Source organism: Arthrobacter sp. NA-172, from assembly GCF_043952055.1.
GTDB lineage: Bacteria > Actinomycetota > Actinomycetes > Actinomycetales > Micrococcaceae > Arthrobacter.
This window is the reverse complement of the sequence record NZ_JBINOT010000001.1, coordinates 703,927-727,536: the sequence shown is the minus strand read 5'-3', so window position 1 is coordinate 727,536 and position 23,610 is coordinate 703,927. Positions and strand designations below refer to the sequence as shown.

At 62.1% G+C, this 23,610-nt stretch carries 17 protein-coding genes, 2 tRNA genes, 1 other RNA gene and 7 pseudogenes; 15 read left to right on the top strand and 12 right to left on the bottom strand.

Annotated elements, in window-relative coordinates:
* Positions 1-111 precede the first annotated feature (111 nt).
* Positions 112-850: pseudogene (locus ACF0H6_RS03675) on the top strand (zinc ribbon domain-containing protein).
* Positions 851-863: 13 nt separating this feature from the next.
* On the opposite strand, the gene ACF0H6_RS03670 reads toward ACF0H6_RS03675, so the two are convergent.
* Positions 864-1,628, bottom strand: coding sequence for a YaaA family protein (locus ACF0H6_RS03670; protein ID WP_395248499.1), 765 nt, complete (start codon positions 1,626-1,628; stop codon positions 864-866).
* A 98-nt stretch (positions 1,629-1,726) separates the two neighbouring features.
* On the opposite strand from ACF0H6_RS03670, the gene rnpB reads away from it, so the two are divergent.
* The 4 genes and pseudogenes from rnpB to ACF0H6_RS03650 all read left to right on the top strand — a co-directional run bounded on the left by rnpB (position 1,727) and on the right by ACF0H6_RS03650 (position 5,123).
* Positions 1,727-2,117, top strand: an RNA gene (gene rnpB, locus ACF0H6_RS03665) — RNase P RNA component class A.
* Positions 2,118-2,398: 281 nt separating this feature from the next.
* Positions 2,399-3,861 (top strand): annotated as a pseudogene (locus ACF0H6_RS03660) (glyceraldehyde-3-phosphate dehydrogenase).
* Between the two features lie 117 nt (positions 3,862-3,978).
* Positions 3,979-4,188: a hypothetical protein gene (locus tag ACF0H6_RS03655; protein ID WP_395248498.1), complete on the top strand. Its 210-nt coding sequence runs from the start codon at positions 3,979-3,981 to the stop codon at positions 4,186-4,188.
* Positions 4,189-4,327: 139 nt separating this feature from the next.
* Positions 4,328-5,123 (top strand): annotated as a pseudogene (locus ACF0H6_RS03650) (HNH endonuclease family protein).
* Here the strand turns inward: ACF0H6_RS03650 and ACF0H6_RS03645 are convergent.
* The 4 genes and pseudogenes from ACF0H6_RS03645 to orn form a co-directional block, all read right to left on the bottom strand.
* Positions 5,110-5,802 (bottom strand): annotated as a pseudogene (locus ACF0H6_RS03645) (acyltransferase domain-containing protein). The pseudogenes ACF0H6_RS03650 and ACF0H6_RS03645 sit on opposite strands and share 14 nt — an antisense overlap.
* Before the next feature lie 188 nt (positions 5,803-5,990).
* On the bottom strand, positions 5,991-6,563 hold the full coding sequence (gene def / locus ACF0H6_RS03640) for a peptide deformylase (protein ID WP_395248497.1): 573 nt from the start codon (positions 6,561-6,563) through the stop codon (positions 5,991-5,993).
* Between the two features lie 151 nt (positions 6,564-6,714).
* Positions 6,715-6,787 (bottom strand) — tRNA-His (locus ACF0H6_RS03635).
* Between the two features lie 131 nt (positions 6,788-6,918).
* On the bottom strand, positions 6,919-7,545 hold the full coding sequence (gene orn, locus ACF0H6_RS03630) for an oligoribonuclease (protein ID WP_395248496.1): 627 nt from the start codon (positions 7,543-7,545) through the stop codon (positions 6,919-6,921).
* 172 nt (positions 7,546-7,717) lie between these two features.
* Here orn and mptB (ACF0H6_RS03625) point away from each other — a divergent pair, with 172 nt between their 5' ends.
* Complete coding sequence (gene mptB, locus ACF0H6_RS03625) at positions 7,718-9,319, top strand: polyprenol phosphomannose-dependent alpha 1,6 mannosyltransferase MptB (RefSeq protein ID WP_395248495.1); 1,602 nt, start codon at positions 7,718-7,720, stop codon at positions 9,317-9,319.
* Here mptB (ACF0H6_RS03625) and ACF0H6_RS03620 read toward each other — a convergent pair.
* Together ACF0H6_RS03620 and ACF0H6_RS03615 are read right to left on the bottom strand one after the other, a co-directional pair.
* Positions 9,303-10,557, bottom strand: a pseudogene (locus tag ACF0H6_RS03620) (glycosyltransferase 87 family protein). The gene mptB (ACF0H6_RS03625) and the pseudogene ACF0H6_RS03620 sit on opposite strands and share 17 nt — an antisense overlap.
* 34 nt (positions 10,558-10,591) lie before the next feature.
* A pseudogene (locus ACF0H6_RS03615) lies at positions 10,592-11,907 on the bottom strand (glycosyltransferase 87 family protein).
* A 336-nt stretch (positions 11,908-12,243) separates the two neighbouring features.
* Here ACF0H6_RS03615 and mptB (ACF0H6_RS03610) point away from each other — a divergent pair.
* From mptB (ACF0H6_RS03610) to ACF0H6_RS03590, 5 genes are all read left to right on the top strand, one after another.
* The gene (gene mptB, locus ACF0H6_RS03610) at positions 12,244-13,833 is read left to right on the top strand and encodes a polyprenol phosphomannose-dependent alpha 1,6 mannosyltransferase MptB (RefSeq protein ID WP_395248494.1); all 1,590 of its coding nucleotides are present in this window, start codon (positions 12,244-12,246) and stop codon (positions 13,831-13,833) included.
* Positions 13,834-13,935: 102 nt separating this feature from the next.
* A complete protein-coding gene (gene map, locus ACF0H6_RS03605; RefSeq protein ID WP_395248493.1) occupies positions 13,936-14,703 on the top strand; it encodes a type I methionyl aminopeptidase in 768 nt (255 codons plus the stop codon).
* A 586-nt stretch (positions 14,704-15,289) separates the two neighbouring features.
* Positions 15,290-15,595, top strand: coding sequence for a hypothetical protein (locus ACF0H6_RS03600; protein WP_395248492.1), 306 nt, complete (start codon positions 15,290-15,292; stop codon positions 15,593-15,595).
* Between the two features lie 222 nt (positions 15,596-15,817).
* Positions 15,818-16,156, top strand: coding sequence for a tyrosine-type recombinase/integrase (locus ACF0H6_RS03595; protein ID WP_395248491.1), 339 nt, complete (start codon positions 15,818-15,820; stop codon positions 16,154-16,156).
* Entirely contained in the window at positions 16,153-16,641 is a 489-nt protein-coding gene (locus ACF0H6_RS03590) for a hypothetical protein (RefSeq protein ID WP_395248490.1), read from the top strand. Before ACF0H6_RS03595 ends, ACF0H6_RS03590 begins: the two co-directional genes overlap by 4 nt.
* Before the next feature lie 159 nt (positions 16,642-16,800).
* Here the strand turns inward: ACF0H6_RS03590 and ACF0H6_RS03585 are convergent.
* Together ACF0H6_RS03585 and ACF0H6_RS03580 are read right to left on the bottom strand one after the other, a co-directional pair.
* Positions 16,801-16,873: transfer RNA gene (locus tag ACF0H6_RS03585), tRNA-Arg, on the bottom strand.
* A gap of 50 nt (positions 16,874-16,923) precedes the next feature.
* The gene (locus tag ACF0H6_RS03580) at positions 16,924-18,201 is read right to left on the bottom strand and encodes a hypothetical protein (protein ID WP_395248489.1); all 1,278 of its coding nucleotides are present in this window, start codon (positions 18,199-18,201) and stop codon (positions 16,924-16,926) included.
* A 248-nt stretch (positions 18,202-18,449) separates the two neighbouring features.
* On the opposite strand from ACF0H6_RS03580, the gene ACF0H6_RS03575 reads away from it, so the two are divergent.
* Entirely contained in the window at positions 18,450-19,022 is a 573-nt protein-coding gene (locus ACF0H6_RS03575) for a single-stranded DNA-binding protein (RefSeq protein WP_395248488.1), read from the top strand.
* 292 nt (positions 19,023-19,314) lie between these two features.
* Here the strand turns inward: ACF0H6_RS03575 and ACF0H6_RS03570 are convergent, their stop codons facing one another.
* A complete protein-coding gene (locus tag ACF0H6_RS03570) occupies positions 19,315-19,440 on the bottom strand; it encodes a hypothetical protein (protein WP_395249951.1) in 126 nt (41 codons plus the stop codon).
* Here ACF0H6_RS03570 and ACF0H6_RS03565 point away from each other — a divergent pair.
* The gene (locus ACF0H6_RS03565; protein ID WP_395249870.1) at positions 19,400-19,669 is read left to right on the top strand and encodes a DUF6993 domain-containing protein; all 270 of its coding nucleotides are present in this window, start codon (positions 19,400-19,402) and stop codon (positions 19,667-19,669) included. The genes ACF0H6_RS03570 and ACF0H6_RS03565 overlap by 41 nt on opposite strands.
* A 47-nt stretch (positions 19,670-19,716) precedes the next feature.
* Positions 19,717-21,400 (top strand): annotated as a pseudogene (gene ettA / locus ACF0H6_RS03560) (energy-dependent translational throttle protein EttA).
* Positions 21,401-21,503: 103 nt separating this feature from the next.
* Here ettA and tesB read toward each other — a convergent pair.
* Positions 21,504-22,412, bottom strand: coding sequence for an acyl-CoA thioesterase II (gene tesB / locus ACF0H6_RS03555; protein WP_395248487.1), 909 nt, complete (start codon positions 22,410-22,412; stop codon positions 21,504-21,506).
* A gap of 62 nt (positions 22,413-22,474) precedes the next feature.
* Here tesB and ACF0H6_RS03550 point away from each other — a divergent pair, with 62 nt between their 5' ends.
* Positions 22,475-23,164, top strand: coding sequence for a hypothetical protein (locus tag ACF0H6_RS03550; RefSeq protein WP_395248486.1), 690 nt, complete (start codon positions 22,475-22,477; stop codon positions 23,162-23,164).
* A gap of 14 nt (positions 23,165-23,178) precedes the next feature.
* On the opposite strand, the gene ACF0H6_RS03545 is transcribed toward ACF0H6_RS03550, so the two are convergent.
* Complete coding sequence (locus tag ACF0H6_RS03545; protein WP_395249869.1) at positions 23,179-23,598, bottom strand: globin; 420 nt, start codon at positions 23,596-23,598, stop codon at positions 23,179-23,181.
* Positions 23,599-23,610 lie beyond the last annotated feature (12 nt).

The following is a 23,610-nucleotide window of genomic DNA, read 5'->3' as shown; positions in this document are numbered from 1 at the left end:
GGGACAAGGCGAGGCCGGGGAGAACGTTAGGCGCTAGAGTCGAGACACAACAGGCCCGAAGGCCTGGCCGGGAGTGAATGTCATGCCCGGCACAATCAAGCGGAGGTAAGCGTGGCCAAGGCAGCACCGGCGGAACAGTTGAAATTGCTCGAACTGCAGGGGTTGGACGCGAAGCTCAAATCTCTGGCAAACCGCCGCCGTACTTTGGAGAACGATCCCCGTATCACCGATCTCAGGGACGCTCTCGGTGTGGCCAACGGAGCACTGGGGACCGCCAAGCTCGCCGTCCACGATGCCGAAGCCGAGCTGCGCCGGTCCGAGGCCGACGTCGAGCAAGTTGCCAGCCGCATTGAGCGCGACGAAGCCAGGCTGAACAGCGGGACTGGGCTCTCCAAGGATCTCGTAGCGTTGCAGAGCGATATCGCGTCCCTTAACAAGCGCCGCTCAGACCTTGAGGATGTCGAACTGGAGATCCTCGAGCGCTTGGACGGGCTGCGGGAGCGGCAGGCAGCGCAGCAGCAGATCGTCGATGACATCCAAGGTTCGTTTTCCGGTATCCGTGCCGAGTTGGACGCCGCGATCGCTGAGATCGTCGCAGAAGAGGCCGAGGTGCGCGGGCAGCGGACCGAATTCGCCGAAGCTCTCGACGCCGGGATGCTGGCCATCTATGAGAAGACCCTGGCCAAGCGCGGGGTGGGGGCGGCCAGGCTGTTCCATGGTAAGTCCGAAGGCTCGGGAATGATGCTGAGCCCAGGTGACCTGGCGGAGGTCAAAGCCGCCGCCGAGGATGAGATCGTGTTTTGCCCGGATTCCGGCTGCATTCCTGGTGCGTTCCGCCGAGTGGAACTAGCCCAAGGCCCCTTTCAGCTAGGCAGGATGATGCTGAGGGTGTGCGGTTTGCGTGCGGTGCCTTCGACGAGCTCCGCGGTCCAGGCTTCCGAGGCGGCCTTGAGTAATTGTTCGGGTGTTGCCGGCGCCTTGCCGCGACGGCTCAGCAGATGCCGGGCCAGCTCGCCGCGGGTGTGCTTGGCGAAGTGGCTGACCACGGTGCGCTTGCCATTGGCCTCGGAAAACACTTTGACGGATACTGTCTGAGCCGCAGGGGGAGCCCACGCGGCCGTGTAGGTGCTGGAACGGCAGTCCACCACCAGCTCACCCTCCACCCGCGAGGCGAGGGCCTGCGTAAGCTGCGGCTTCCAGAACGAGGCGAGGCGTCCGACGTCGGGCAGTGCCGTTCCCATGGACAGCCGGTAGGCGGGCACCCGGTCGCCGAAGCCGATGGCGCCCCAGAGCGCGGACACCACCAGAATTGATTCCGTTGCCTTGCGCCGCTGAGCCGGCGTCAAGGTCTTGTACCCCAGCGCGTCATAGAGAACTCCGGAATAGACCTGGTGGGCCGGGGCGGCAGGTTCGGCATGAAGCCGGGTATTGCGTTCGACGTCGTCCCGCAGGGACGCGCCGACGCCCAGCAAGGCGAGGGCGTCTTCGTGCGCGCTGACGAGGCCCAGGGCGTCGAGCACCTTGGCCCTGTAGCTGTTGAGTTCCGGAAAGCTCAGGGACTCCCATTCGACGGCGGGGCCCTTGACAGCGGGAGTCTTGCCTTCTGAAGGCGGCAGCAGAATCAGCACCAGTCGATATTAGCTGTATGACCGGTAGTGCAGCCGCCATCCACGGGGTCCACACGATGCGCGGACGAGGTGCCGACGCCGGTAGACTGGAGGGCGGATGGGTTGACTAGGCGGCCGCGCGCCACGTGAGTGGCTCGAGGAACGTCCGGGCTCCATAGAGCGGGGTGGTGGGTAACGCCCACTCGGGGTAACCCGCAGGCCAGTGCCACAGAGAACAGACCGCCTGCGTTTGCTTGTGCTCGCATGGGCAGCCAGCAGGTAAGGGTGAAACGGTGGTGTAAGAGACCACCAGCTCCCTGGGTGACCAGGAGGCTAGGTAAACCCCACCCGGAGCAAGGCCAGACAGGGCACGATCGAGGGCTGCTCGCCCGAGTGTCCGGGTAGGCCGCTGGAGGGCGTCGGCAACGGCGTTCGTAGATGGATGGTCGCCACTCCCTCGCCGGCAACGGCAGGGGAGCACAGAACCCGGCGTACCGGTCAACCCATCCCTCAGCCGTGTGTGAGTGAATTCACGCATTCCGGCTGCCTAAGCCTCCCTTGCCAGACCTTAGAATGGACAGTGAACGTAGAAGTTCCACCGCCGGTTCTGCGTTCGCAGCCGGCGGTTTTTCTTTGCAACGTTCGAGGTGTCCGGGCAGACCGAAGACCCGCCGATGCCAGTGCCGCAGGATTACTCCGTGCGGCCGCCATCTATGTACGAGGACGTATGTAGTTGACCCTAGGAAGGTAATTCTGTGAGCCAGTCATCAGATTCTTGTCTTGATACGTGGATGGGCCGCGAAGCGCTGGCCGAGGCCATGATCCCGGTGATCGGCCGGCTGTACCGCGAAAACAACGTGGTCACGAGCATTCACGGGCGTAGCCTCATCAACAAGTCGTCCATGAACATCCTGAAAGCCCACCGCTTTGCGCGGCGGATGAGCAACGCCGAGCTCTTGCTCGAGGAAACGGCACCGCTGCTCAACACCCTGGGCGGAACTTGAGCTCGGGGCCGCTGCGATCGACATCGCCCGACTGCTGGAAAAGTACAAGGCCGAGGCTCCGGGAACGCCCCTGGAAGACTTCCTTCGTGCCGAGCTTGCCGACGTCGTGGGACGCCGCGGCGCGGATGACCGCACCAGCACCGACGTCGTCCTCTACGGCTTCGGCCGCATCGGCCGGCTCCTTGCCCGCCTCCTGATCGAAAAGGCCGGCGGCGGCCACGGATCTGCGACTCCGCGCCATCGTGGTGCGCAAGGGCGCCGAGAACGATCTGGCCAAGCGCGCCAGCCTGTTGCGCCGCGACTCGGTCCACGGCTCATTCGAAGGCACCATCAAGGTGGACGAGGCCGCCAACACCATCACGGCCAACGGTGTCCAGATCCAGGTCATCTACTCGGACAACCCCTCCACCGTTGACTACACCGCTTACGGCATCAAGAATGCCTTGGTGGTGGACAACACGGGCCGCTGGCGGGACGCCGAGGGCCTGTCCCAGCACCTCCAGAGCAAGGGCGTTGCCCGCGTCCTGCTGACGGCCCCTGGCAAGGGTGAGCTGAAGAACATCGTTCACGGCATCAACCACAGCTCCATCGAGGACACGGACAAGATCGTCACCGCCGCATCCTGCACCACCAACGCCATCACGCCGGTGCTCAAGGCCCTCAACGACAAGTTCGGCGTCATCCACGGCCACGTGGAAACCGTTCACTCGTTCACGAACGACCAGAACCTGATCGACAACTTCCACAAGGGCGACCGCCGTGGCCGTTCCGCAGCGCTGAATATGGTCATCACCGAAACGGGTGCCGCCAAGGCAGTGGCGAAGGCGCTTCCGGAGCTGCAGGGCAAGCTGACAGGCAACGCCATCCGCGTTCCCACGCCTGACGTTTCGATGGCCATCCTGAACCTGAACCTGGAAAAGGGAACCACGAAGGACGAGGTCAACAACTACCTCCGCGAGATGTCGCTGCACTCGGAGCTGCGCAAGCAGATCGACTTCATCGATTCGCCCGAGGTTGTCTCCACTGACTTCGTCGGCTCGCGCCGTGCGGGCATCGTGGATGGCCTTGCCACCATCGCCAACGACAAAAACCTCGTGGTGTACGTCTGGTACGACAACGAGTTCGGTTACAGCTGCCAGGTAGTGCGCGTCATGGAAGAAATGGCTGGCGTGAACCCGCCGTCGTTCCCGGCACGCAGCATCGCCGTAGACATTGAGTCCGGCGCTCCGCTGGTGCCGGCCGGGGTCTAACCGGTTCTGCCCGGTTCTGGCCTGTTCTTGTACGGGCCGGGGCATAGCGATGAAAGACACGGGGTTTTCCCGGCTGATGCGCTGGTATCAGCCGGGAAACCTGACCAGAATGGACGTATGGAACGCGAAAAAATTCTGGACCATGAAACAACCCTGGAACACGCACTGGACGTGGCGCGCGCCAATCACAAGGAGGCCCAGCGCCTGCTCAACGAGGCGAAGGCTGCCTTTGCCGCGGGTGACATTGCGGAAGACCGTGTCATCCAACTGGAGTCACTTTTGGAGCTGGCAGCCGAGGACCTGAAAAGGGTGACCAGAGAGCAGTAGGGTCACAGAGCAGTAGCCAGCCGCGCCGTGACATGCCCGACACCGTGACTTTTCCTCCACACTGTGGATATCGGCGTTGGCTGTCTGCGCCTTGATCTAGTCTCAGGGGACGTATTCTCCTTCGAAAGGATTTCGCCCCTTGAGCACCACTTGGGCCGCGTATCGACGCGGCCGCCGCCGCTCCCGTCAGGCCTGGTACTGCTGATCCTGCTGCTCGCTGGAGGGGCTGGCAGCTTGGTGTGGTTTTTCACCAACGGCCAGTTTGATGTCGCCGAAGGCCCGGGCAACGGACCTACGGAAGCGCCCGTCTTCGATCCGAGCTGGATGAAGCCGGTGCAGCCCGTTCAAGCGATCCCGGTCGGACCAGCCGATGAAGCCTTGGAAGCGCTGCCCGTGAAGGGGCGCGCCGCCAAAGACAATTACGACCGCAACGAGTTCGGCCAACCTTGGCTCGACGTCGACAGGAACGGTTGCGATACCCGGAACGACATCCTGAGGCGGGACCTCACGGCGGTTGAGTTCACCGCGGGCTTCCAATGCAGGATCGCGTCCGGAGAGCTTCGTGAGCCCTACATAGGGCGGGACATCCACTTCCGCAGGGGCTCGGAAAGCAGCGCGGCAGTGCAGATTGACCACGTCGTGGCTCTCGGCGATGCCTGGCAGAAGGGCGCCCAGCAGCTCACGGCGAAACAGCGGCAGAGCCTCGCCAACGATCCCCTCAACCTCATTGCCGTCGACGGCCCCGCCAATGTGAAGAAAAGCGCGAGCGACGCCGCAAGCTGGCTGCCTGCGAATAAGGGCTTTCGCTGCCATTACGTGGCGCGGCAAATATCCGTCAAGGCTGCTTACCGGCTCTGGGTCACCCAGGAGAGAAAGACGCGATGCGGCGGGTCCTTGACTCGTGCCCCGGCCAGCAGACCATCAGGGCGATGTAGCGGGGCTGTTCTCGCAGTTGTCGTGGCGCAGGGGAGGAAGCACCAAATGCCCGTGCCCAAGTTGCCAGACCCCGCCGTCGTCGATGCGCTCCAGCACTACCCGCTGAAGCGATGTTTCGCGGGGGAGCCCGTCAAGCTGGGCCATGTCCCGGTGCCGGAAGGTGAAGTAGACGGCGTCACTCGGAGCATCTGAACAGCGGTCCAGGGTGAAACGGCCTGCGAATGACGCGATATTGCTGTCCGGGAGCTTACGCGAAAGATAGGGATCCAGCATCCAGGAAATCGCAGCTCGCTACGGCAACTGCTTTGTCCGGGAAATAGCAGTCGAAGAACTCCCTGGCCTGACCGAAGCTCTGTCCACGAGGGCAGGGGAGAGGCCGCCGTCTTCGGGGATGTGCACGCCGAGCACCCACGTGCCGTCTGCCGGCATGGAGGCTTCGGCATGGCCCTGAACAAGATGGAATTGCAATCGGCCTACCCGGAAGATGTTCCCGGCCATGTGCAACGTCAGCCAGGCCCACGTGTCTAGTCCGAAACGCCCGTGAACCCGGCGGTTGATGCGGAGGTTCAGTCCCACGTCGGCCATGATTGCGGTGGACGCTTCGGGCGGGATGCCGAGGGAAATATGATGGCGGTGGACAACGGGTGCAAAACGCAGGAGCGCCTCTATCCACTCCATTTCCGTGCAGCCTTCCGCCGGGGCGGAGGCGGCCGGAAAGGTGCCCAGGCGGGCGTCCAGCGACCGGCAAGAGCCCGCAGCGTTCCGTCAGCGGGCGGCGAGGCCAGCAGTGCGGCACATTCCAAGGCGTCTTCGCCATGGATGTCGAGGAGTATGAACAATTCGTCCTGCGCGACGCCGGCCATCAGTCAGTGCCCGAAGGGATCCGGGTCGACGCCGGGCATCCACGTGAGGCCCGGAACGCCCCAGCCGTTCTTCTTGGCCTGCTTCATAGCCTTCCTGGCATAGCGGTCAATGAGCCGGTTCACATAGAGCTTGCCGTCGAGATGGTCGAATTCATGCTGCATGACCCTGGCGAACCAGCCGGTCGCCACGAAGTCCACAGGCTTGCCGTCGCCGTCGAAGCCTTGGACCCGCGCCCATTCGGCCCTCTGTAGCGGGTAGTGCTCTCCGGGAAATGACAGGCAGCCTTCCACGTCTTCTTCCGGATCCGGAAGGGCGCCCGAAATCTTGGACAGCGTCAGAACCGGGTTCACAAGAACGCCTTCATCCGGTGCGTCGTCGTCATTGGCGTATTTGTAAATGAAGAGACGTTTGCCCACTCCCACCTGAGGCGCTGCCAGTCCAACGCCGTTGGCAGCCTGGTTGGTCTCGAACATGTCGGCAATCAGGGTGCGCAATTCGTCGTCGAACACTTCCACCTCGCTCGCCCGGTGATGGAGCACAGGCTCGCCCCAGACGGTGACTGGCAGGACGGTCATGTCAGGTGTTCCTCTGGTTCTCGGGTCGGGTCGGGTCGGGTCGGATCGGGACGGCAGGATGGCCGGAAACGGCCGGGGAAAAGCAAAGGCCGCACTGGATAACCAGTACGGCCTTTAGCTGCGATCGGCAAACTGCAACCGATCCTGTGAGGGTGAGCGACGGGGGTTGAACCCGCGACCTCCTGGACCACAACCAGGCGCTCTGCCAACTGAGCTACGCCCACCATGCACCTTTGGCCGCTTTCGGTATGACCCGTCAGCTGCGAAGGCAACGACAAAAACTATACCCCGTCTTGAGGGATGGTTTTGCCACTTTTGACCATTTGGGTGAAAATTCCCTCAAACGTGCCGTAGATCACGTACTGATTGGCGCTTCCGGGCTGGCTGCGATGCCTTGGGAAATCCGTTTCGCCGTTGCCGTGTCGGGTCCGGGCGCCGGCACGAACACAGCCTCGCGGTAGTAGCGAAGTTCGTCGATGGAGTCCCTGATGTCTCCGAGTGCGCGGTGGCCACCGTGTTTGGCGGGCGACTGGAAGTACGCGCGAGGGAACCAACGGCGCGATAGTTCCTTGATGGTGCTGACGTCGACGACCCGGTAGTGAAGGTGTTCAACGATGTTGGGCATATCGCGCGCGAGGAACATCCGGTCCGTCCCGACCGAGTTACCGCCGAGCGGTGCCTTCTTGGGGTCGGGTACCCATTTCTCGATGTATTCCAGGACGATCGCTTCGGCTTCGGCCATGGTCTTGCCATCGGGGAGCTCGTTCAGGAGCTTCGAGCGGGTATGCATGTCGCGGACGAAGTCATTCATCTGCTCAAGCGCGGCGTCATCGGGCTTGATCACGACGTCGACACCGTCACCCAGGATGTTCAGTTCCGAATCCGTGACCAAGGCAGCTACCTCGATCAGGGCATCGTTTTCCAGGTCCAGACCGGTCATCTCGCAGTCAATCCAGACGATGCGTTCATTAGTAATAGGCACCCGCCCAGCCTACCGTTCGGCCGCACAAGAAGGACGGTAGGGCGCTCGATCCCGCGTCTGCGGCGCACTCCGGCTGGTAAACTGGGCCGTTGTCGAGCGGTTGTTGCCTGCCTCGACGAGCTGGACCAATGTACGTAGGGACTGGAATATCATGACGGCAGGCGAATCGGGAGTGAGCACCTCAAATAGCCGGGATGAGGCAAGAGAACCCCTCGCGCCGTCGGGGAAGACCGTAGAACGAGCCACTTCTTCTCCGAAGGTTTCGCCCTCCGGCGCTTCCCCCCGGGCCAAGGCCTACGTGGCCATCTGGCAAGGGTTCTTTGGATCCCTCATGATCTTCGCGGGTTCCATCGGCGCGGGGTGGATCGCCAACGGATCGCCAATGTTCAGGCACCCGGTAGTCATCGCCTTGCGTACCGAGGGCTGGGGCGTGACAACCTCCACCATCTTGCTAACGGCTGGAGCCATGCTTCTCGTCAGGTCCTGGTTGCGCCTTGGGCAGAGGCTCAAGGACTGGGGACCAGGTTCGCTCAGATCGGTGGTCATCGCGGTTGCGGCGTGGGCGGCGCCCATGATGTTTGCTGTTCCCATTTATTCGCGCGATGTGTACGCCTACACAGGTCAGGGCAGGCTGGTCCTGGAGGGGCAGAATCCGTACACCTCAGGCATTTCGACGCTGAGCAACTGGTTTTCCCTCGGTGCGGACCCCGCGTGGGCGGAGGCCAAGACTCCCTACGGACCGTATTTCCTGTGGCTTGCCAGATGGGTGGTGGGCATCACCGACGCCCAGCCCGATTTTTCCGTCTTGTTGTTTCGGGTTGCTGCCACCGTGGGCGTGCTGCTTTGCGTGTTGTATATCCCCAAACTGGCCGAGCTGCACGGGATCATTCCGGGCCGTGCACTGTGGATCGCCGTAGCCAACCCGCTCTTCCTGATCAGCTTTGTGGCGAGCGCCCACAACGATGCCCTCATGGTGGGCCTGGCAGTGGCAGGCATGTACTTCGCCGCCACGGGGCGCCACATTACAGGGATTCTCCTGGTCACGGCTTCCATTGGAATTAAACCGATCACGGTACTTCTCTTGCCTTTCATCGGCCTCATGTGGGCCGGTCCCGCCGCGAGCTGGACACGCAAGTTCCTGTTCTGGGGCGCGACGGCGGCCATCAGCTTCTGCGTCCTGGCCGTAAGCGGCATCCCGTTCAACCTCGGCTTTGGGTGGGTCTGGGCCATCCTCGATCCCACTCCCGGCTATACGGGGTATTCGCCGTCAGGGTTTCTCGGCCAGCAGGTCGAGGTGATCGCGAATCTCCTGGGCCTGCCCGGTCCCACGCTGGCCACCGGCCTCCGGGTCCTCATGAAATGGGCGGGAATTGCACTGGTAGTTGTCCTGATGTTCCGGGGAGATTACTCGCGGCTGGTGCGGCGTGCGGGCCTGGCGTTCGCCGCCGTCGTGATGCTTTCTCCGATCATTCAGCCGTGGTACGTCCTCTGGTTCATTCCACTGCTCGCAGTCACGGGAATCCGGAACGATTGGCAGATCAAATCCCTGTATGTCGCCATCACGTTCTTCGTGGCTTTCGGCGCGCAAGACCAGATTTCAGTGCTGTCCTTTGTCGAGCTGAACGTCAAGGTCTCTTCCCTGGCCTTCGTGGTGGCCGTGGGGTTCACTGTCTACCTGTTGGTGCTGGACATTCACACGCGCCGATTGCTGATCAGCTCCACCCCTGCGGAACTGATCCGCAGGCTCGAGCAGCGGCTCAGACGCTCCCCATAGCAGTTGCCCTGCTAGATTTGCGCCCGAGCTCCAAGGACCGCTGCACCGACCACCAGAGCAGGACAACCAGAAGAACATTCCGTGTGGTGAGCACTGTTGCCATCACGGGGTTCGCATGGATGAGCGGTGTGTAGAACAGTGGATAGATCACAAATGTTGTGACGGCGATGCCCATCAGGAGGGCTGCAGGTACACGCCACCGCTTCCAGTCGTGGGTCAGGCCGGCGACGACAACCGGGGCCAGCCAAATGATGAATTGCGGTGAACCCACCTTGTTGAACACGATGAACGCCGTGGTCATCAGGAGGGCACCTTCAAGGAACAGTTCTTCCGGTTCGGCTCCGCGCCGGAGCGCCCACACCAGGATCACCGAGCCGGCGACGGCGGCCAGCACCAGAAGGGGCTGCATCATGAACGCGGCCACACTCGCTCCTGGTCCGTAGACCTCGGTGGAGTTGATGGCGACGTTGTCGGCGATTTTTGAGCCGCCCACATGGAACACGCTGAGCCAGACCCAGGGCGTCGAAAACGTGGCTTCGAGTTGCATGCCGCGTTCACCTTGGTTGGTGAGGAAGTCAAGGATGTGGGGGAGTCCGCCCGAAAGGTACGTGCCCAAGGCGACGGCCGCGGTCACGGCGGCACCGCACGCCATGACCTTTAGCCTGCGGCGGCTCGCGATGATGATGGGTACCAGCGACAGCGGCAGGCCAGACCTTGATCCAAGTGGCGATGCTGAGGAGGATGCCGGCTGCTACCGGGCGAGTGGAGGCGTACAGCAGGGCCACCAATACGATGGGCGCGGTGATGCCCTCCACCCGGGCGAAACTGAGGTAACCCATGAACAGGGTGAAGAACAGCCACCACCACGCGGGCGCAACACCAGTAGTTTTGCGAGGTCCGCGGGTCAAAATGAACAAGCCTGCGGCATTGAGCGCAGTGATGATCAGGGTCCAGACGAGCAGGTATGGGCCTGGGCCTGCGATGTTGGCCAGGAAGATCGGGATCTGGGCAAGGACTGGATACACCCAAGGGCTGATAGAGCCGTTAAGGTCCGCCAGGTTGTATCCGTTCATTGCCCACTGGCGGTATTGCTCGGTGTCGCTGAAGGTGTTCCCGACGATGAAAAAGCTCGCCATCCAGCCGAGGAAGTAGACGTGGACGGCTGCGAAACCCCACCAAACGCTGGATGGACGGCCAAACCAGGCGACGGCGGCAGGCGGCAGGGCGGCGTCGCGCACGCGGACCAGCCCGTCAAAGAATCGAACGGAAATCTCAGAACTCCTTGGCAGCAGCGGCCGGCTTGTTGGCCGGGATCTTTTTACCCAAAAGGTACAGGCGGCGCACGGACCAGCAGAACAGTACTACCAGCAGGACATTGCGCACGGTCAGAACCAAGGCCATCAAGGGGTTGTTGTGGCTGAGGGCGTCGTAGAAGAGGGGATAGATGAAGTAGGTGGCCACTGCAATGGCAATGAGCATGGCCGCGGGGAGCCTCCATTCCTTCCAGCTGTGGGCGAGCCCCACTGCGACTGCCGGTGCCAGCCAGACCATGAACTGGGGGGATCCGACCTTGTTGAATACCACGAAGGCTGTAGCCATAGTCAAGGATCCGGCCAGCAGCAGCTCCGTGCGGTCCACCCCGCCGCTCCGCTTGCCGTTGTGAAGTGCCCAGAAGGTCAGGGCAGCCACCAGGGACTGCGGCCAGGACCAGGAGGGGTTGCATCAGGAATGACATGAAGGCCGTACCCGGGCCGTCCACCTGCATCGAGTTGATGTCCGTGTTCATATACATCCGGGAGTTGCCCACATGGAGGACCGAGAGCCACAGCCAAGGAGTGGTGAAGGTGGCCTCGAGCTGCATGCCACGATCGCCCTGCTGGGTCAGGAAGTTAAGGAGCTTGGGCAGCGCGCCTAAAGCAGCGGTGAGGGCGAGCACCAATGCGCTGGTCAGAATGCCGGCGGCTATTACCTTGGTTCTCTGCTTGACCACCGTGAACAGGGAAAGCATGACGGCGGCTGGCCAGACTTTCATCCAGGTCGCGATGCTCAGAAGGGTCGAGGCAATGAAAGGGTAGGAAACCCCATAGGCCAAGGCGATCAGCACGATGGGCGCAGTGAACCCGTCAACGCGGGCGAACCCCAGCCAACCCATGATGAAGACGAAGACCAGCCACCACCATGCCGCCGGAATGGCCTCGCGCCGGCGTCCCCAGCCAGTGAGCTTGACGATAGCTGCGCCGTTGAGCACCGTGATCATCAGTACCCACAAGAAGAAGAACGGGCCTGGACCGGCCATGCCGGCGATGGCCATCGGTACGAGGGCCAGGACGGGGTAGACCCACGGGCTTGGGCCGCCACTGAGGTTCTCGTCCCGGAATCCGGCCATAGTCCAATCCCGGTAGATGAAGGTGTCGCTGAACGCTTCGCCACGAAGGGAGACGATCAGGGCAAATACCAGGAAAGACCAGGTGCACAACGCAGAAGCCCACCAGCAGACCTTTGGGGGAGTTGAGCCGTGCCTCCAAGGAAGACGGAAGAACACGATGACGGAACCGTGTGAGCGCGCTGAAGAATGAGTCCGTGGAAATGGGAGGATCCTTGTCAGGTAGTTATCGTCACAGGGTGCCGCAAGCAGTGGTGGCCGGAGCCGCTCCAGACAACAGAGGTCCCACTGGAATTCGTGTGGAGCCGGCGTGGCTGTGGGCCTTCGGCATCAAACCAGAGCCCTGTTCATCTTATCCCAGGCCGGTTTCACGGGCCGACCCGTCGCCTGTACGGGCCCGGGGAGGCGCAGATGGCGATGCTACAGTTGCAATAATCCACCGCAGCCGGCACGACAACTTTGGCCCGGGTGCCGTAGGGAACCGGACAGGATTTTTTTGATGGTGACGTCGAAGTTTCGTGAGCGTGAGGTGAGGAGTTCGTTGGCTCATCCAGAGGCGTTTGACGGTTCCAACCCCCCGGTACACGGCGCTGTTATAGCTAAGGCAGCACGGACCGCGATTCTTCAGGGGTTCATCGGCTCCCTGCTCATGGTGGCGGGCTCGATCGGCGTCGGCTGGCTGGCAACAACCAGCGGTGTGCTGATCCGCCTGCCCTTGTTCATCATGGCCCGGACATCCCCGGTGGCCGTGATCCTGTGTACGGTGATGCTCTGCCTCGGCGCACTCCTGCTCCTGCGCTCATGGCTCCGGATCGCGCAGCGGATCGGTGGATGGGACTCATCCTCACACCCTGTGCTCCGCCGCGCATTGTGGATGTGGGCAACGCCGTTGATGTTCGCGCTGCCGCTGTTCAGCCGGGATGCATACGCGTACATCGGCCAAGGACGCCTGATGCTGCAAGGCCTTAACCCATATACCAACGGCATCTCGGCCCTCAGCAACTACTTTTCGCTCGGACCGGATACCTTGTGGACTGAAGCGCCCACGCCTTACGGTCCCCTCTGGCTGTGGATTGAACAGGGCGCGGTGTGGATGACCTCGGGAATCTCAGATACGGGAATTCCCGAGTTTGCGTTGATTCCCTTTCGCCTGGCAGCACTTGCCGGGGTCATACTGCTGGCTACCTACGTTCCGCGCCTGGCGGCGATCCACGGGGTGAACCCGGACAGGGCTCTCTGGCTTGGGGTTCTCAACCCGGTTCTCCTGATTAACTTCATTGCGAGCGCGCATAACGACTCTTTGATGTTGGGGCTCGTGGTTGCCGGCGTGTACTACGCGTCGGTCAAACGCCCCGTGCTGGGAATTTTGCTGATCACGGCATCGATCGCGATCAAACCGATCACCTTGATTGCGTTGCCATTCGCTGGACTGCTGTGGGCCGGATCCCGCGCTGGGTGGGGCCGCAGAATCATCTGCTGGACCGCTACGCTGGGCCTTTCCGTTGCGCTATTGGCAGCCGCGGGCGTTGTCAACGGCCTCGGATTTGGTTGGCTTGGCGCGCTTCAAACGCCGGGCGCCGTCTGGATGTGGTATGCACCCGTGGGCTTGCTCGCCCATACGGCAGGCATGGCCGTCGGACTCTTCGGTGGTCCCGGCGTTTCCGTGGCAGATGTTATTCAGACGATGGGAACGGCAGTCTCCGCGCTCGCGATTGTCTGGCTGGCTGTGCGCACACCCGGCCGTGGGTTCGGCATGCCGGCCCCGATCGAAGACGAAGCCGGGTTCAACAAGTCCGTGCTTCGGCGGATGGCCTGGGCTTTTGCCGCCGTCGTGGTCCTGGCGCCGGTGATCCAGCCTTGGTACATGGTCTGGCTGCTCGTGTTCTTTACCGTGACGGGCATTGCGGAAGGACCCCAGCTCCGGACTGTCTACTATTTGACGGCGTTCTTCACCCTGATCGCGCTCACGGACCAACTAAGTGTCTTCCAGTGGATTCCCCTCGCAGTGGTGCGCGGAGTAGCTATTGCCATAGGGGTCCTGTTCATCGCCTACCTGGTGTTCTACGACAAGAAGACGCATGTTCTCTTTCGCTCACGTCGGGGGATCTTGAAGCTCAAACCCAAGCCCTGATCCAGGTTCAACCGAGGTGTTGACTGGCATCCGGGCGCCCCTAGAGTGGATGTGAAAGGCGGTCCGCCCGGGCCTCTGGCTTCTCATGCTTTGGAGGCTTCTTTGTCCATTGTCAAGACGCAAGACGAGATTGCACTCATGCGAGAAGCCGGGAGGGTGGTTGCAAACACGCTCTCCACGGTCCGTTCGCAAGCCGAGGTCGGCGTGTCGCTCAAGGAACTGGACGACGTGGCTGCCGCATTCATCGAATCCGCCGGGGCCAAGCCGGCGTTCCTGAACTACCGTCCTCGCTGGGCCTCCACGCCCTTCCCGGGGGTCATCTGCACGAGCGTCAACGACGCCGTGGTGCACGGCATCCCGGACGGATATGTGCTGCAGGACGGCGACCTGTTGAGCGTCGACTGCGGGGCCTTCGTGGAGGGATGGTGCGGCGACGCGGCCGTCAGTTTCATCGTGGGTACCCCGGACCCCGTGGACCAGGACTTGATCGATGCAACGCATGCCGCCCTTGCTCGCGGAATCGAAGCCGCCCGGATTGGAAACAAGATGGGCGACCTTGCGTACGCCATCGGTGGGGAAGCCAAGCGCAGCGGCTACGGTATCCTTGCCGATCACGGCGGGCACGGCATTGGCCGGACAATGCACGCCGAACCGAGCGTGCCGAATATCGGCCGGCCGGGCCGCGGGGTGAAGCTGGTCGAGGGGCTGGTGATCGCTATCGAGCCGATGTTGATTCTGGGCGGCAGCGATGACTACTACCACGACGACGATCAGTGGACCCTGCGTTCCGCCAACGGCCGCCGCGCCGCGCACAGCGAACATACCGTTGCGATCACTGCGGAGGGCCCGGAGATCTTGACGTTGCCGTGAGCGGCTCGCGTCGGGATCGAGAGTTGCCGGAGTCAGCGCTGTATGCGCATGACAGCCCTTCCCGGCACCGCAGTGGATACTATCGTGAAGCCGGCTGCTGTAAACAGCTTGACCGTTCCTTGATAGAGATCGGTCGAACCGGCTTTGGGTCGAAGCCATGCCCGAGCCGCACTTGGTGCCGCGAGTCGTCAGCGACAAGGTCAATTACGTCCGGAACAACGGACCTGAACTCATCAAACCGGCCGCCTGAGACGTTACCGTCGAGTTCAGTTCGCCTTCAGGTCTTAGAATCGGTGCAGGCACGGACGCCGATCCATTTCGGCGTCGTGCTCGGTCACCAGCCAGCAACTCGCCCCCGCCGCCCCGGAAGGTACCTCAGCATGAAAATCCAACAGCATGCGAAAGCAGAGGATTCCTGGTCCTCCTACCTGCACAGCCACTTGGTCGCCGCTGCGGCGGGTGAGCGTCTGTTCGGGAACGCCGCCAAAACCTGAAAGACACGGTAGAGGGAGAAAGCATCGCCCGGCTCCGGGACGAAGTACGCGCCGACAAAGACGCCCTACACGGAATCGCCGAAGCGCTTGGCATGGGCATCCCCGCTTACAAAAAGCCGTTCGCATGGGCCGGTAAGTTCCTGGGCTCCCTCGGACCGGTCAACCCCCTGAACGCGAGAACCGGTGCGGCCGAACAACTCGAACTCGAAGCCCTCATCAGCGCCGTCACCGGCAAATCCCTGCTCTGGAAGACTCTGGCGCTCGTGTCCCGGACCGAGCCGCGCATCACGCAGGAGCAGTTGACGGTGCTGCAGGAACGGGCAGCGGCACAGCTGCGCGAGCTCGAGGGCCTCCTCTTGCGAACCGCTCCTGAGCGGTTCACCCACAACGAGGCGTGACGCTATCTGAGGTAGCCCCCGACTTAGGACTCAAGGACGGTGCGGCGCCTCGCCCGTCAGTTCGCGACGTTTCGCGAAAGTCTGCTGCCGCTGCCCAAGTCGGTTGACCAGTGCCAGACAGGTTGAGATTGAAGGCGAGCTGAATTCTCAGCCGGGTGTCAGGAACATCCGAAGTCGACCAACTCTCGGCAGCGGTCCTTCCTACCTGCCTTCGCGGTTAAGATGCTCTTCCGTCGCCAAGTCCAGCAACTCGAAGCCAACATGTGGGATGTCGTTGTCCCATCCTCGATAGGCACGATTCGCGACCCCGGCGACTTTCGCAAGCAATGGCGGACAGCAAGGGATGAACTCGGATTCAAATGGGTGACGCCGCATACCTTCCGTAAATCGGTTGGTACCCTGCTGCTGGCAAACTCGATCGGGCTGGCCTCTGCGTCGGCTCAATTGGGTCACTCCAGTGAGCAGATAACTAGCCGGCACTATGTGCACAGGACCCATGAGGCGCCCGACATGACCGGCCTCCTGCAGGCTTTTGGGCATCGGCTCTCGGGGCAACAATGACGGCGTGGGATGTATGGGCCGTCCTGGGAACCGAGGGCGTCGGCGCTTTTGTTGCTCTTTTTGTTGATTTCTTTCTGAAACCGAGGCTTCAGGTCCGAAACGAAAGGTTCTCACGCAGAGCGAAAGACTTGCTTGACCTGCTCGATGGGGTACGTTCGATGCTTTTGGATGCAGCGCAACTCAACGACCAAAGCTCTGATGATGCCGAATTTCTCCGCCGCTACGAAGATCGGCGGAAGATGATTCGAGATCGCCTTCTGGACAAGGCTGAGAGCTCACAGGATGTCTATGGCCCCGCCGCCCACCATCTACACCCGGCGATCGGGCAGTACGTGCAGCAGTGCGTTGGACTGACCATCGGAGCGTGCATGTCAGAGCACGCGCATGGCGCAGTGCATGCGTTTCTGGAGCCGCGTCTCGGTTTGGCGTATGAGGCCCTCTACACACCCAAGACTAAATTCATTGGCTACCGCCTCCAGCTGTAGAGGGTGGAGGGCTTCCTGGCAGCCGAGACGCGGGAGGAGCAAGAACAACATCTCCGTCCGCGTTGATTCCGGTGGGCAAGCGGTGGATGGGCCTCATTGGGCTACGAAGCCCAAAGCGGTCCTGACCAACGTTTCCGCAGGTCAGGACCGCTTTTCGCGTGCCCCGGGAGGGAATCGAACCCCCGACCAAGAGATTAGAAGGCTCCTGCTCTATCCTCTGAGCTACCGAGGCTGGCGACGCACCCAAGTGTATCGCTGGGCTTGGCTAGCCAACAATTCGGGCTAACCGGCCTTCAGTGCCGGGCAGGAAATGCGTACCTTGCCTTCGAAAAATGCTGGCGCGGTGGGAACGTCGTAGAAGTTTGTATCGGCCGCCTGCCCGCACAGATTGCGCCCAATGAGGACCTGCTCGGCCCAAACAGGACCGTTGTCCCGTGATGTGGAGGGTGGGAAGTACATGGACGCCAGGAGTAGCGAGAACGCCACCAATACGGCCGCCGGTGCCGACTTTCCAAATCTGGACATGGCCGACGCGAACAATGGCAACAGGGCAAGGACGAACATGGTTGGAACCACGGAGTACCGGCCGAATAAGAAAATCGTCTTCCAGTCAGAGGCGGAAAAACTGGCGTAGTCCAAATAATGAGCAGGGTTGGAGAAGACACAGCCGCACCAAATCACCACCGATGCGGTGAGGAAGAGGCCCGCGAGCCACTTATCCCGCTTCGAGCCCAGGATCAGCACTGCCACGAAGACGGCAACAACAAGGAGGGCCGCAAGGATCATGGGAGCCGGCCCGAAACTGATGATCTGCTGCATGACCCTGGTTGAGGTGCCATAGACGATCGGTCCGCTGGTGTTCAGGAACCATCCGTACAAGGCGGACAGCGGGTCCAGGTGATAACTTGCGCTGCCTCCCCGCGGATGGGTGAGCGTTGCGTAAATCTGGCAAGCCAGACCTAGGGCAAGGCCTGCCCGGGCAGCCCACAGGTTCTTGTCTCGAAGCCGGTAAAGGAAGAGCGGAACAAAGAGAATCGTGATGATCTCTGTCAGGGAGCTCAGCGCAGCGACAACAAAGAGGAGGCTACCTTCAAACTTGGACTTTGCCGGTTTCAGCAAGAGCCACGGCGCGAGCCAGAGCAGGTACCAGTGCATATTCGCGAAGTTGCCAAGTGTCTCAATTGCGCCGACGTTCACGAAAATAGGAATGGCCGCCCAAGCGGCACGGATCCATTTGCTGCCGGTTACTGCCGACGAACAGTGGTAAGTCATCAGGGAGACGACCGCAACAGCCGCGCATGCCAGGACATTTAGCGCGAGGCCATAGTCTCGAAGGGCGAAGAACCGAACCACCACGTCCGCTGCGAGGCGCGGCACCACGTGGAGATAGCCGGAGTAAGGGTGGACCAGCGTGAGGACCTGGGGGTGGTTCAAAGCGTCCGTTAGGAATACCGCACCGTCCTCCGCCCACACCACGCCCTGCGCCACTTGCGGTATCCGCCAGAATGACAGCAGGGTGAGGAGGATCAGGGCACCGGCGTAAGACGCGGTTTTGGACAAAGCTATTTTCAAAATTCTTCCCCCAAGAGAACCCCAAACCAGGGCGGTCGACCCCCAATTTAGTCGACGGGTCAGGAATATCCAAAATGTCTCCGTCCGGGCTCCCATGTTTCGGTGCCACTTGTCCTCAACAGCACGTTTATGGACAGGTCTATCCACATAGGGGATTTGGGTACTGCCGCGGATTGCTACGGCGCGTGAAGCTGAAGGAGCCGCATTGGCAGCTCAACTCACGTTAGGACAAGACCATGAACGACATCATCACTGTCCGGGGATTTGTGGCCTCGGAAATCAGAACGTCGACGACGCCGGCCGGAACCGGGACTGCGTCGTTCCGCCTGGGTTCCACGGAGCGCAGGTTCGACCGTGCCAACAATGTCTGGATTGATGGCAACACCAACTGGTTCACTGTCCAGGCCTTCCGGCAGCTCGCGGGAAATATCGGATGCAGCGTCAAGAAGGGCCAACGGATCATCGCGGTCGGAAGACTCAAGTTGAGGCAATGGGAGCACGACGGGAAGATCTACCACGTTGCCGAAATAGTCGCCGAGTCCGTGGGCCATGACCTCATGTGGGGCTCGGCGAATTTCACTCGGACGGTAAGTGGCGCCGGCCCTCAGAGCACGCCTGCGCCCGCGGTCGCTGAGGCGGAGCCGGAGGCCCCGTGGCCTTCCGCTGAGGAAGAAGGCGAAGCCGGCGTACGCGACGACGATGATGGCGGCGCTGCAACTGAGCGGGAGGTCATTCTTCCGGCCGGAGAAGGCGACGAGTCGGCTCTCATTGATACCGAGACCGGAGAACTCGTGGACGCAGTTGCTTGAAAGCGCTTGTTTGAACCTTGCTTGGACAAGGGGCGCCGTGGACACCTGCGGATGCCGTGCGGCGCAACAGGTGGTGCGCCGCATGGCAGAATGGCCGGGTGATGAGCAGGGGAACGCCACGAAAACCATCAAGACTCCGCCGCCCAGCCGGACGTCCATCGTTATTGCTTGCAGCGCCGCTCCTCGTGGGCGCGCTGGTGGCCGGTTGTTCCGCGCCTGCGGCTGCTCCGCCGAGTACCGGCAGTGCCGCTCCAGCTGCTGCCACGGCCGGTGCTGGAAGCTCATCCGTTTCTCACCCGGCGGCGGCCCCAGCCTCCGCTTCGGCTTCGGCTTCGGCCAGTGCGGCCAGTGCGGCCACAGTGACGTTGAAACAGACCATGGAGTCGGCGTTGAAGGCGCTGGCAGCTTCAAACCCCAAGCCCGCACAAGACGCACTGCGATCTCAGCTCGTGTCCGCCGGTATTCCCGACTCGAGCCTGGAAGTGTCGGCGAGCAAAACGCCGACAGGGCTGGACGTCGATGCCATCGAGGCTGCGGCCAAACTGGACAAGGACTGCGTCATGGGCGAGATCAGGGACGGCCAGGTTTCAGTGTCGGTGCTGCCGGTGCTGGCCAGCGGCAGATGCTTCGTCGGGAATTCCCGCTAGCCGGCCCGAATGTGAGTTATGCCGTGCCACCCATTAGATTTAACGGCATGGCGGAATTCATTTACACGATGACCAAGGCTCGCAAGGCCGTTGGCGAAAAACTTATCCTGGACGATGTCAGCATGTCGTTCTTCCCCGGTGCGAAGATCGGCGTCGTCGGCCCGAACGGAGCCGGTAAATCCACGATCCTGAAGATCATGGCAGGCATCGACACGCCGTCGAATGGCGAAGCCCGCCTCAGCCCCGGTTACTCTGTGGGCATCCTCCTGCAGGAGCCGCCCCTGAACGAGGAAAAGACTGTCCTGGGCAATGTCCAGGAAGGCGTGGGCGAGATCTACTCAAAGATCCAGCGCTTCAACGAGATCTCCGAGGAAATGGCTAACCCGGACGCCGACTACGACACGCTTCTGGAGGAAATGGGGCACCTTCAGGAAGCGATCGACGCTGCGGATGCGTGGGACATCGATTCCCAGCTCGAGCAGGCCATGGACGCACTCCGCTGCCCACCCGGCGACTCCGATGTGACTGTCCTGTCCGGTGGTGAGCGCCGCCGAGTAGCGCTCTGCAAGCTCTTGCTGCAGAAGCCTGACCTCCTGCTCCTTGACGAGCCCACCAACCACTTGGACGCCGAAAGCGTGCTGTGGCTGGAGCAGCACCTCTCGTCCTACGCCGGCGCCGTCCTCGCCATCACCCACGACAGGTACTTCCTGGACCACGTCGCCGAGTGGATCTGTGAGGTGGACCGAGGCCGCCTTTACCCGTATGAAGGCAATTACTCCACGTACTTGGAAAAGAAGCGTGCCCGCCTCGAAATCCAAGGCAAGAAGGACGCCAAGCAGGCCAGGCGACTCACTGAAGAACTCGAGTGGGTCCGCTCCAATGCCAAGGGTCGCCAGACCAAGTCGAAGGCTCGTCTGGCCCGCTATGAGGAAATGGCGGCCGAGGCAGACCGCACCAGGAAGCTTGATTTCGAAGAAATCCAGATTCCGCCGGGACCCCGCCTGGGTGGTCCTGGTTCTGGAAGCGAAGAACCTGCAGAAGGGCTTCGACGACAGGACCCTGATCGACGGGCTTTCGTTCACCCTGCCCCGGAACGGCATCGTCGGCGTCATCGGTCCTAACGGCGTGGGCAAGACCACCTTGTTCAAGACCATTGTCGGGCTGGAACCGTTGGACGGCGGCGACCTCAAGATCGGTGACTCGGTCAAGATCTCTTACGCTGACCAGAGCCGTGGCGGCATCGACCCCAACAAGACCCTGTGGGAGGTCGTTTCAGACGGACTGGACTTCATTCAGGTCGGCCATGTTGAAATGCCGTCCCGCGCCTATGTCGCGGCTTTCGGCTTCAAGGGACCGGACCAGCAGAAGAAGGCCGGGGTGCTCTCCGGTGGTGAGCGCAACCGCCTGAACCTGGCGCTGACCCTCAAGCAGGGCGGAAACCTGCTGCTTCTTGACGAGCCCACCAACGACCTGGACGTCGAAACCCTCAGCAGCCTTGAGAACGCTCTGCTCGAGTTCCCGGGCTGCGCCGTAGTGGTCTCGCACGACCGGTGGTTCCTGGACCGGGTTGCCACCCACATCCTGGCCTACGAAGGCGACGAGGAGAACCCGTCGAAGTGGTACTGGTTCGAGGGTAACTTCGAGTCCTACGAGGAGAACAAGGTGGAGCGCCTCGGTCCTGACGCCGCCAAGCCGCACCGTGTCACGCACCGCAAGCTGACGCGAGACTAAGCGACGAAAACGCGAGAAGGCCGGCGCTTCGGGGAAAGTTCCCTGAAGCGCCGGCCTTCTTTGTTGCGAAGATTTGTTGCGAAGATGCCGAATATGTGAGCGCCTACGAAGGAATCCTGAGCATTCCCTCCTGCGCCACGGTGGCGACATGCTGGCCGTCGCGGCTGAAAATCTTACCTGTGGCCAGTCCGCGGGCGCCCTGGGCGCTGGGGGATTCCTGGACGTATAGCAACCATTCATCCACCCGGACAGGGCGATGCCACCACATGGCGTGATCGAGGCTCGCAACGCTCATGCCAGGCGTCATCCAGCTCAGTCCGTTCTGGCGCAGAACCGATTCAAGAATGGTGTAGTCGCTCGCGTACGCCAGGGCGGCCAGATGGAGGTTGGGATCGTCCGGCATCGGGCCGAAGGTCTTCATCCAGACGGCATTGCTGGCCACATGGTCCTTGGGTGCCTCAACGTAGAGCGCAGGCTGCACATGGCGGACATCAAAGGGCCGCTCGAAGGACATGTGGCGGGCGAGCGGGTGGTCGTACTTTTGAAGGAGTTCCGCTGTACTCGGCAGGGATTCGGGGTCCGGAATTCCGGCAGGCATGGAGGCTTGGTGCTCAACGCCCTCTGCCTCGGTCTGGAAGGAGGCGATCATCGACAGGATCGGTTTGCCATCCTGGTAGGCGTGCACCCGGCGCGCCGAGAATGAGCGTCCGTCGCGAAGCCGTTCGACGCTGAAGGTAATGGGCTGGTTGGCATCTCCGGGACGAAGGAAATAGCCGTGCATGGAATGGACGGTCCGGTCCTCTTCCACCGTGCGCATGCCCGCCACAAGCGATTGGGCCAGCACCTGTCCGCCGAACACCCGATGGCGCGGTTGCTTCTGGGAGGGCCCCAGGAAGATGTCCTCTGCTGTCCTCGCGCCGTCGAAATCGGCCAGGGAGAGCAGCTCGATCAGGGTGGATGTCGGGTCCTCAAGGGCAACCTGATGTTCCAGGGCGGCGTGCGCGTCAGTCATGGTTCGACTTTAGACGCCACCCCGACCCCTCTCAACCGTGGACATGCCGGTAGAGTCGAGATGTGTCCGATGTCCTGACCCAGTCCTTCCATTTCGTCGATCCGCGTGATCTGGCGGATCTCCGTACCTACGTCACGCGAGCCAAGAGCATCGACGACGGCGCCATCCGCTTGCAGGCGTCCGGCCGCGTTCTGGCGGCGTATGTCTGTGTCCTGAGGCCACGTCTCTTGGGCGAATCGACGCCCACCATCCTCGGGCTACGCACCATGGCCCTGTCTGATGACGCGCACGCTGACGTCACGGTGACTCTTTCGTCAGTGTTGGACCGCCTTGCGCGCTCCGGTCCGGAGGATGTCGAGTTGCCCATCCCGCCGTCGACGGTTTCCGAATCGTGGGCCGGAGTAGGGGCGCCGCGCAGCGGCTGGGAGCCGGTGGGTTCAGTGCCCGACGCCGAACTCAAGTCGGTTGCGGAGGCGGGGATCACCGAGGTGGCCGGCATAGTTCCGGACCAGCCCGGCGCACTGATCGTCAACAACGCCCGGGCAGCGGTGTGGGGACGGGAGATTCCCGGGCTCGACGGCGTGCCGGCGGGGGCCGCGTTCGCGGCGTTGATGCTCGGTTTCCTTGGTGACGGGGAACATCGCCTCTTCCGGAACGGCCGGTGGTTCCGGCTCAGCGGGACCCGGGGCCACATTTTGGCACGCTCTGGATCGGGCCTTGGCTTTCAGGCCCACGGCACCCGGGCTTTCTGAGCCCAGCTAGGTTTTCAGGGCTGCTGGACCGATGGGCTGTTGATCATCGTTAGGGCGGCCCGCTCCATGTAGTCCCGCAGCGTGCCTTCGTGCAGTGGCGATAAACCGAGGGAGTCCACTGCTGCGCGCATGTGGAAGAGCCAGCGGTCCTTGGCTTCAGGTGTAACCTGAAATGGCATGTGCCGCATCCGCAAGCGGGGATGCCCACGTTCTTCGCTGTAGGTTCCCGGGCCGCCCCAATACTGCTCAAGAAACATCAGGAAGCGGCGCTTTGCCGGCGCCAGATCCTCTTCCGGGTACATGGCCCGGAGCAATGGATCTCCGGCGACGCCGTCGTAAAAGACATCGATGAGTTTAGCGAAAGTCTCGTGGCCCCCTACGGCTTCATAGAAGCTGTCGGTGTAGGCAGGCTGGCTGAAGGGATCGTTCTGCATCAACTGCCGCCG

Excerpts from the sequence above, each read along its gene's own strand:
- ACF0H6_RS03655 (WP_395248498.1), top strand. The coding sequence starts at position 3,979 with ATGGAACGCGAAAAAATTCTGGACCATGAAACAACCCTGGAACACGCA.
- def (WP_395248497.1), bottom strand. The coding sequence starts at position 6,563 with ATGACCGTCCTGCCAGTCACCGTCTGGGGCGAGCCTGTGCTCCATCAC.
- ACF0H6_RS03600 (WP_395248492.1), top strand. The coding sequence starts at position 15,290 with ATGGGCATCCCCGCTTACAAAAAGCCGTTCGCATGGGCCGGTAAGTTC.
- ACF0H6_RS03595 (WP_395248491.1), top strand. The coding sequence starts at position 15,818 with ATGCTCTTCCGTCGCCAAGTCCAGCAACTCGAAGCCAACATGTGGGAT.
- ACF0H6_RS03590 (WP_395248490.1), top strand. The coding sequence starts at position 16,153 with ATGACGGCGTGGGATGTATGGGCCGTCCTGGGAACCGAGGGCGTCGGC.
- ACF0H6_RS03575 (WP_395248488.1), top strand. The coding sequence starts at position 18,450 with ATGAACGACATCATCACTGTCCGGGGATTTGTGGCCTCGGAAATCAGA.
- ACF0H6_RS03565 (WP_395249870.1), top strand. The coding sequence starts at position 19,400 with ATGGAGTCGGCGTTGAAGGCGCTGGCAGCTTCAAACCCCAAGCCCGCA.
- tesB (WP_395248487.1), bottom strand. The coding sequence starts at position 22,412 with ATGACTGACGCGCACGCCGCCCTGGAACATCAGGTTGCCCTTGAGGAC.
- ACF0H6_RS03545 (WP_395249869.1), bottom strand. The coding sequence starts at position 23,598 with ATGCAGAACGATCCCTTCAGCCAGCCTGCCTACACCGACAGCTTCTAT.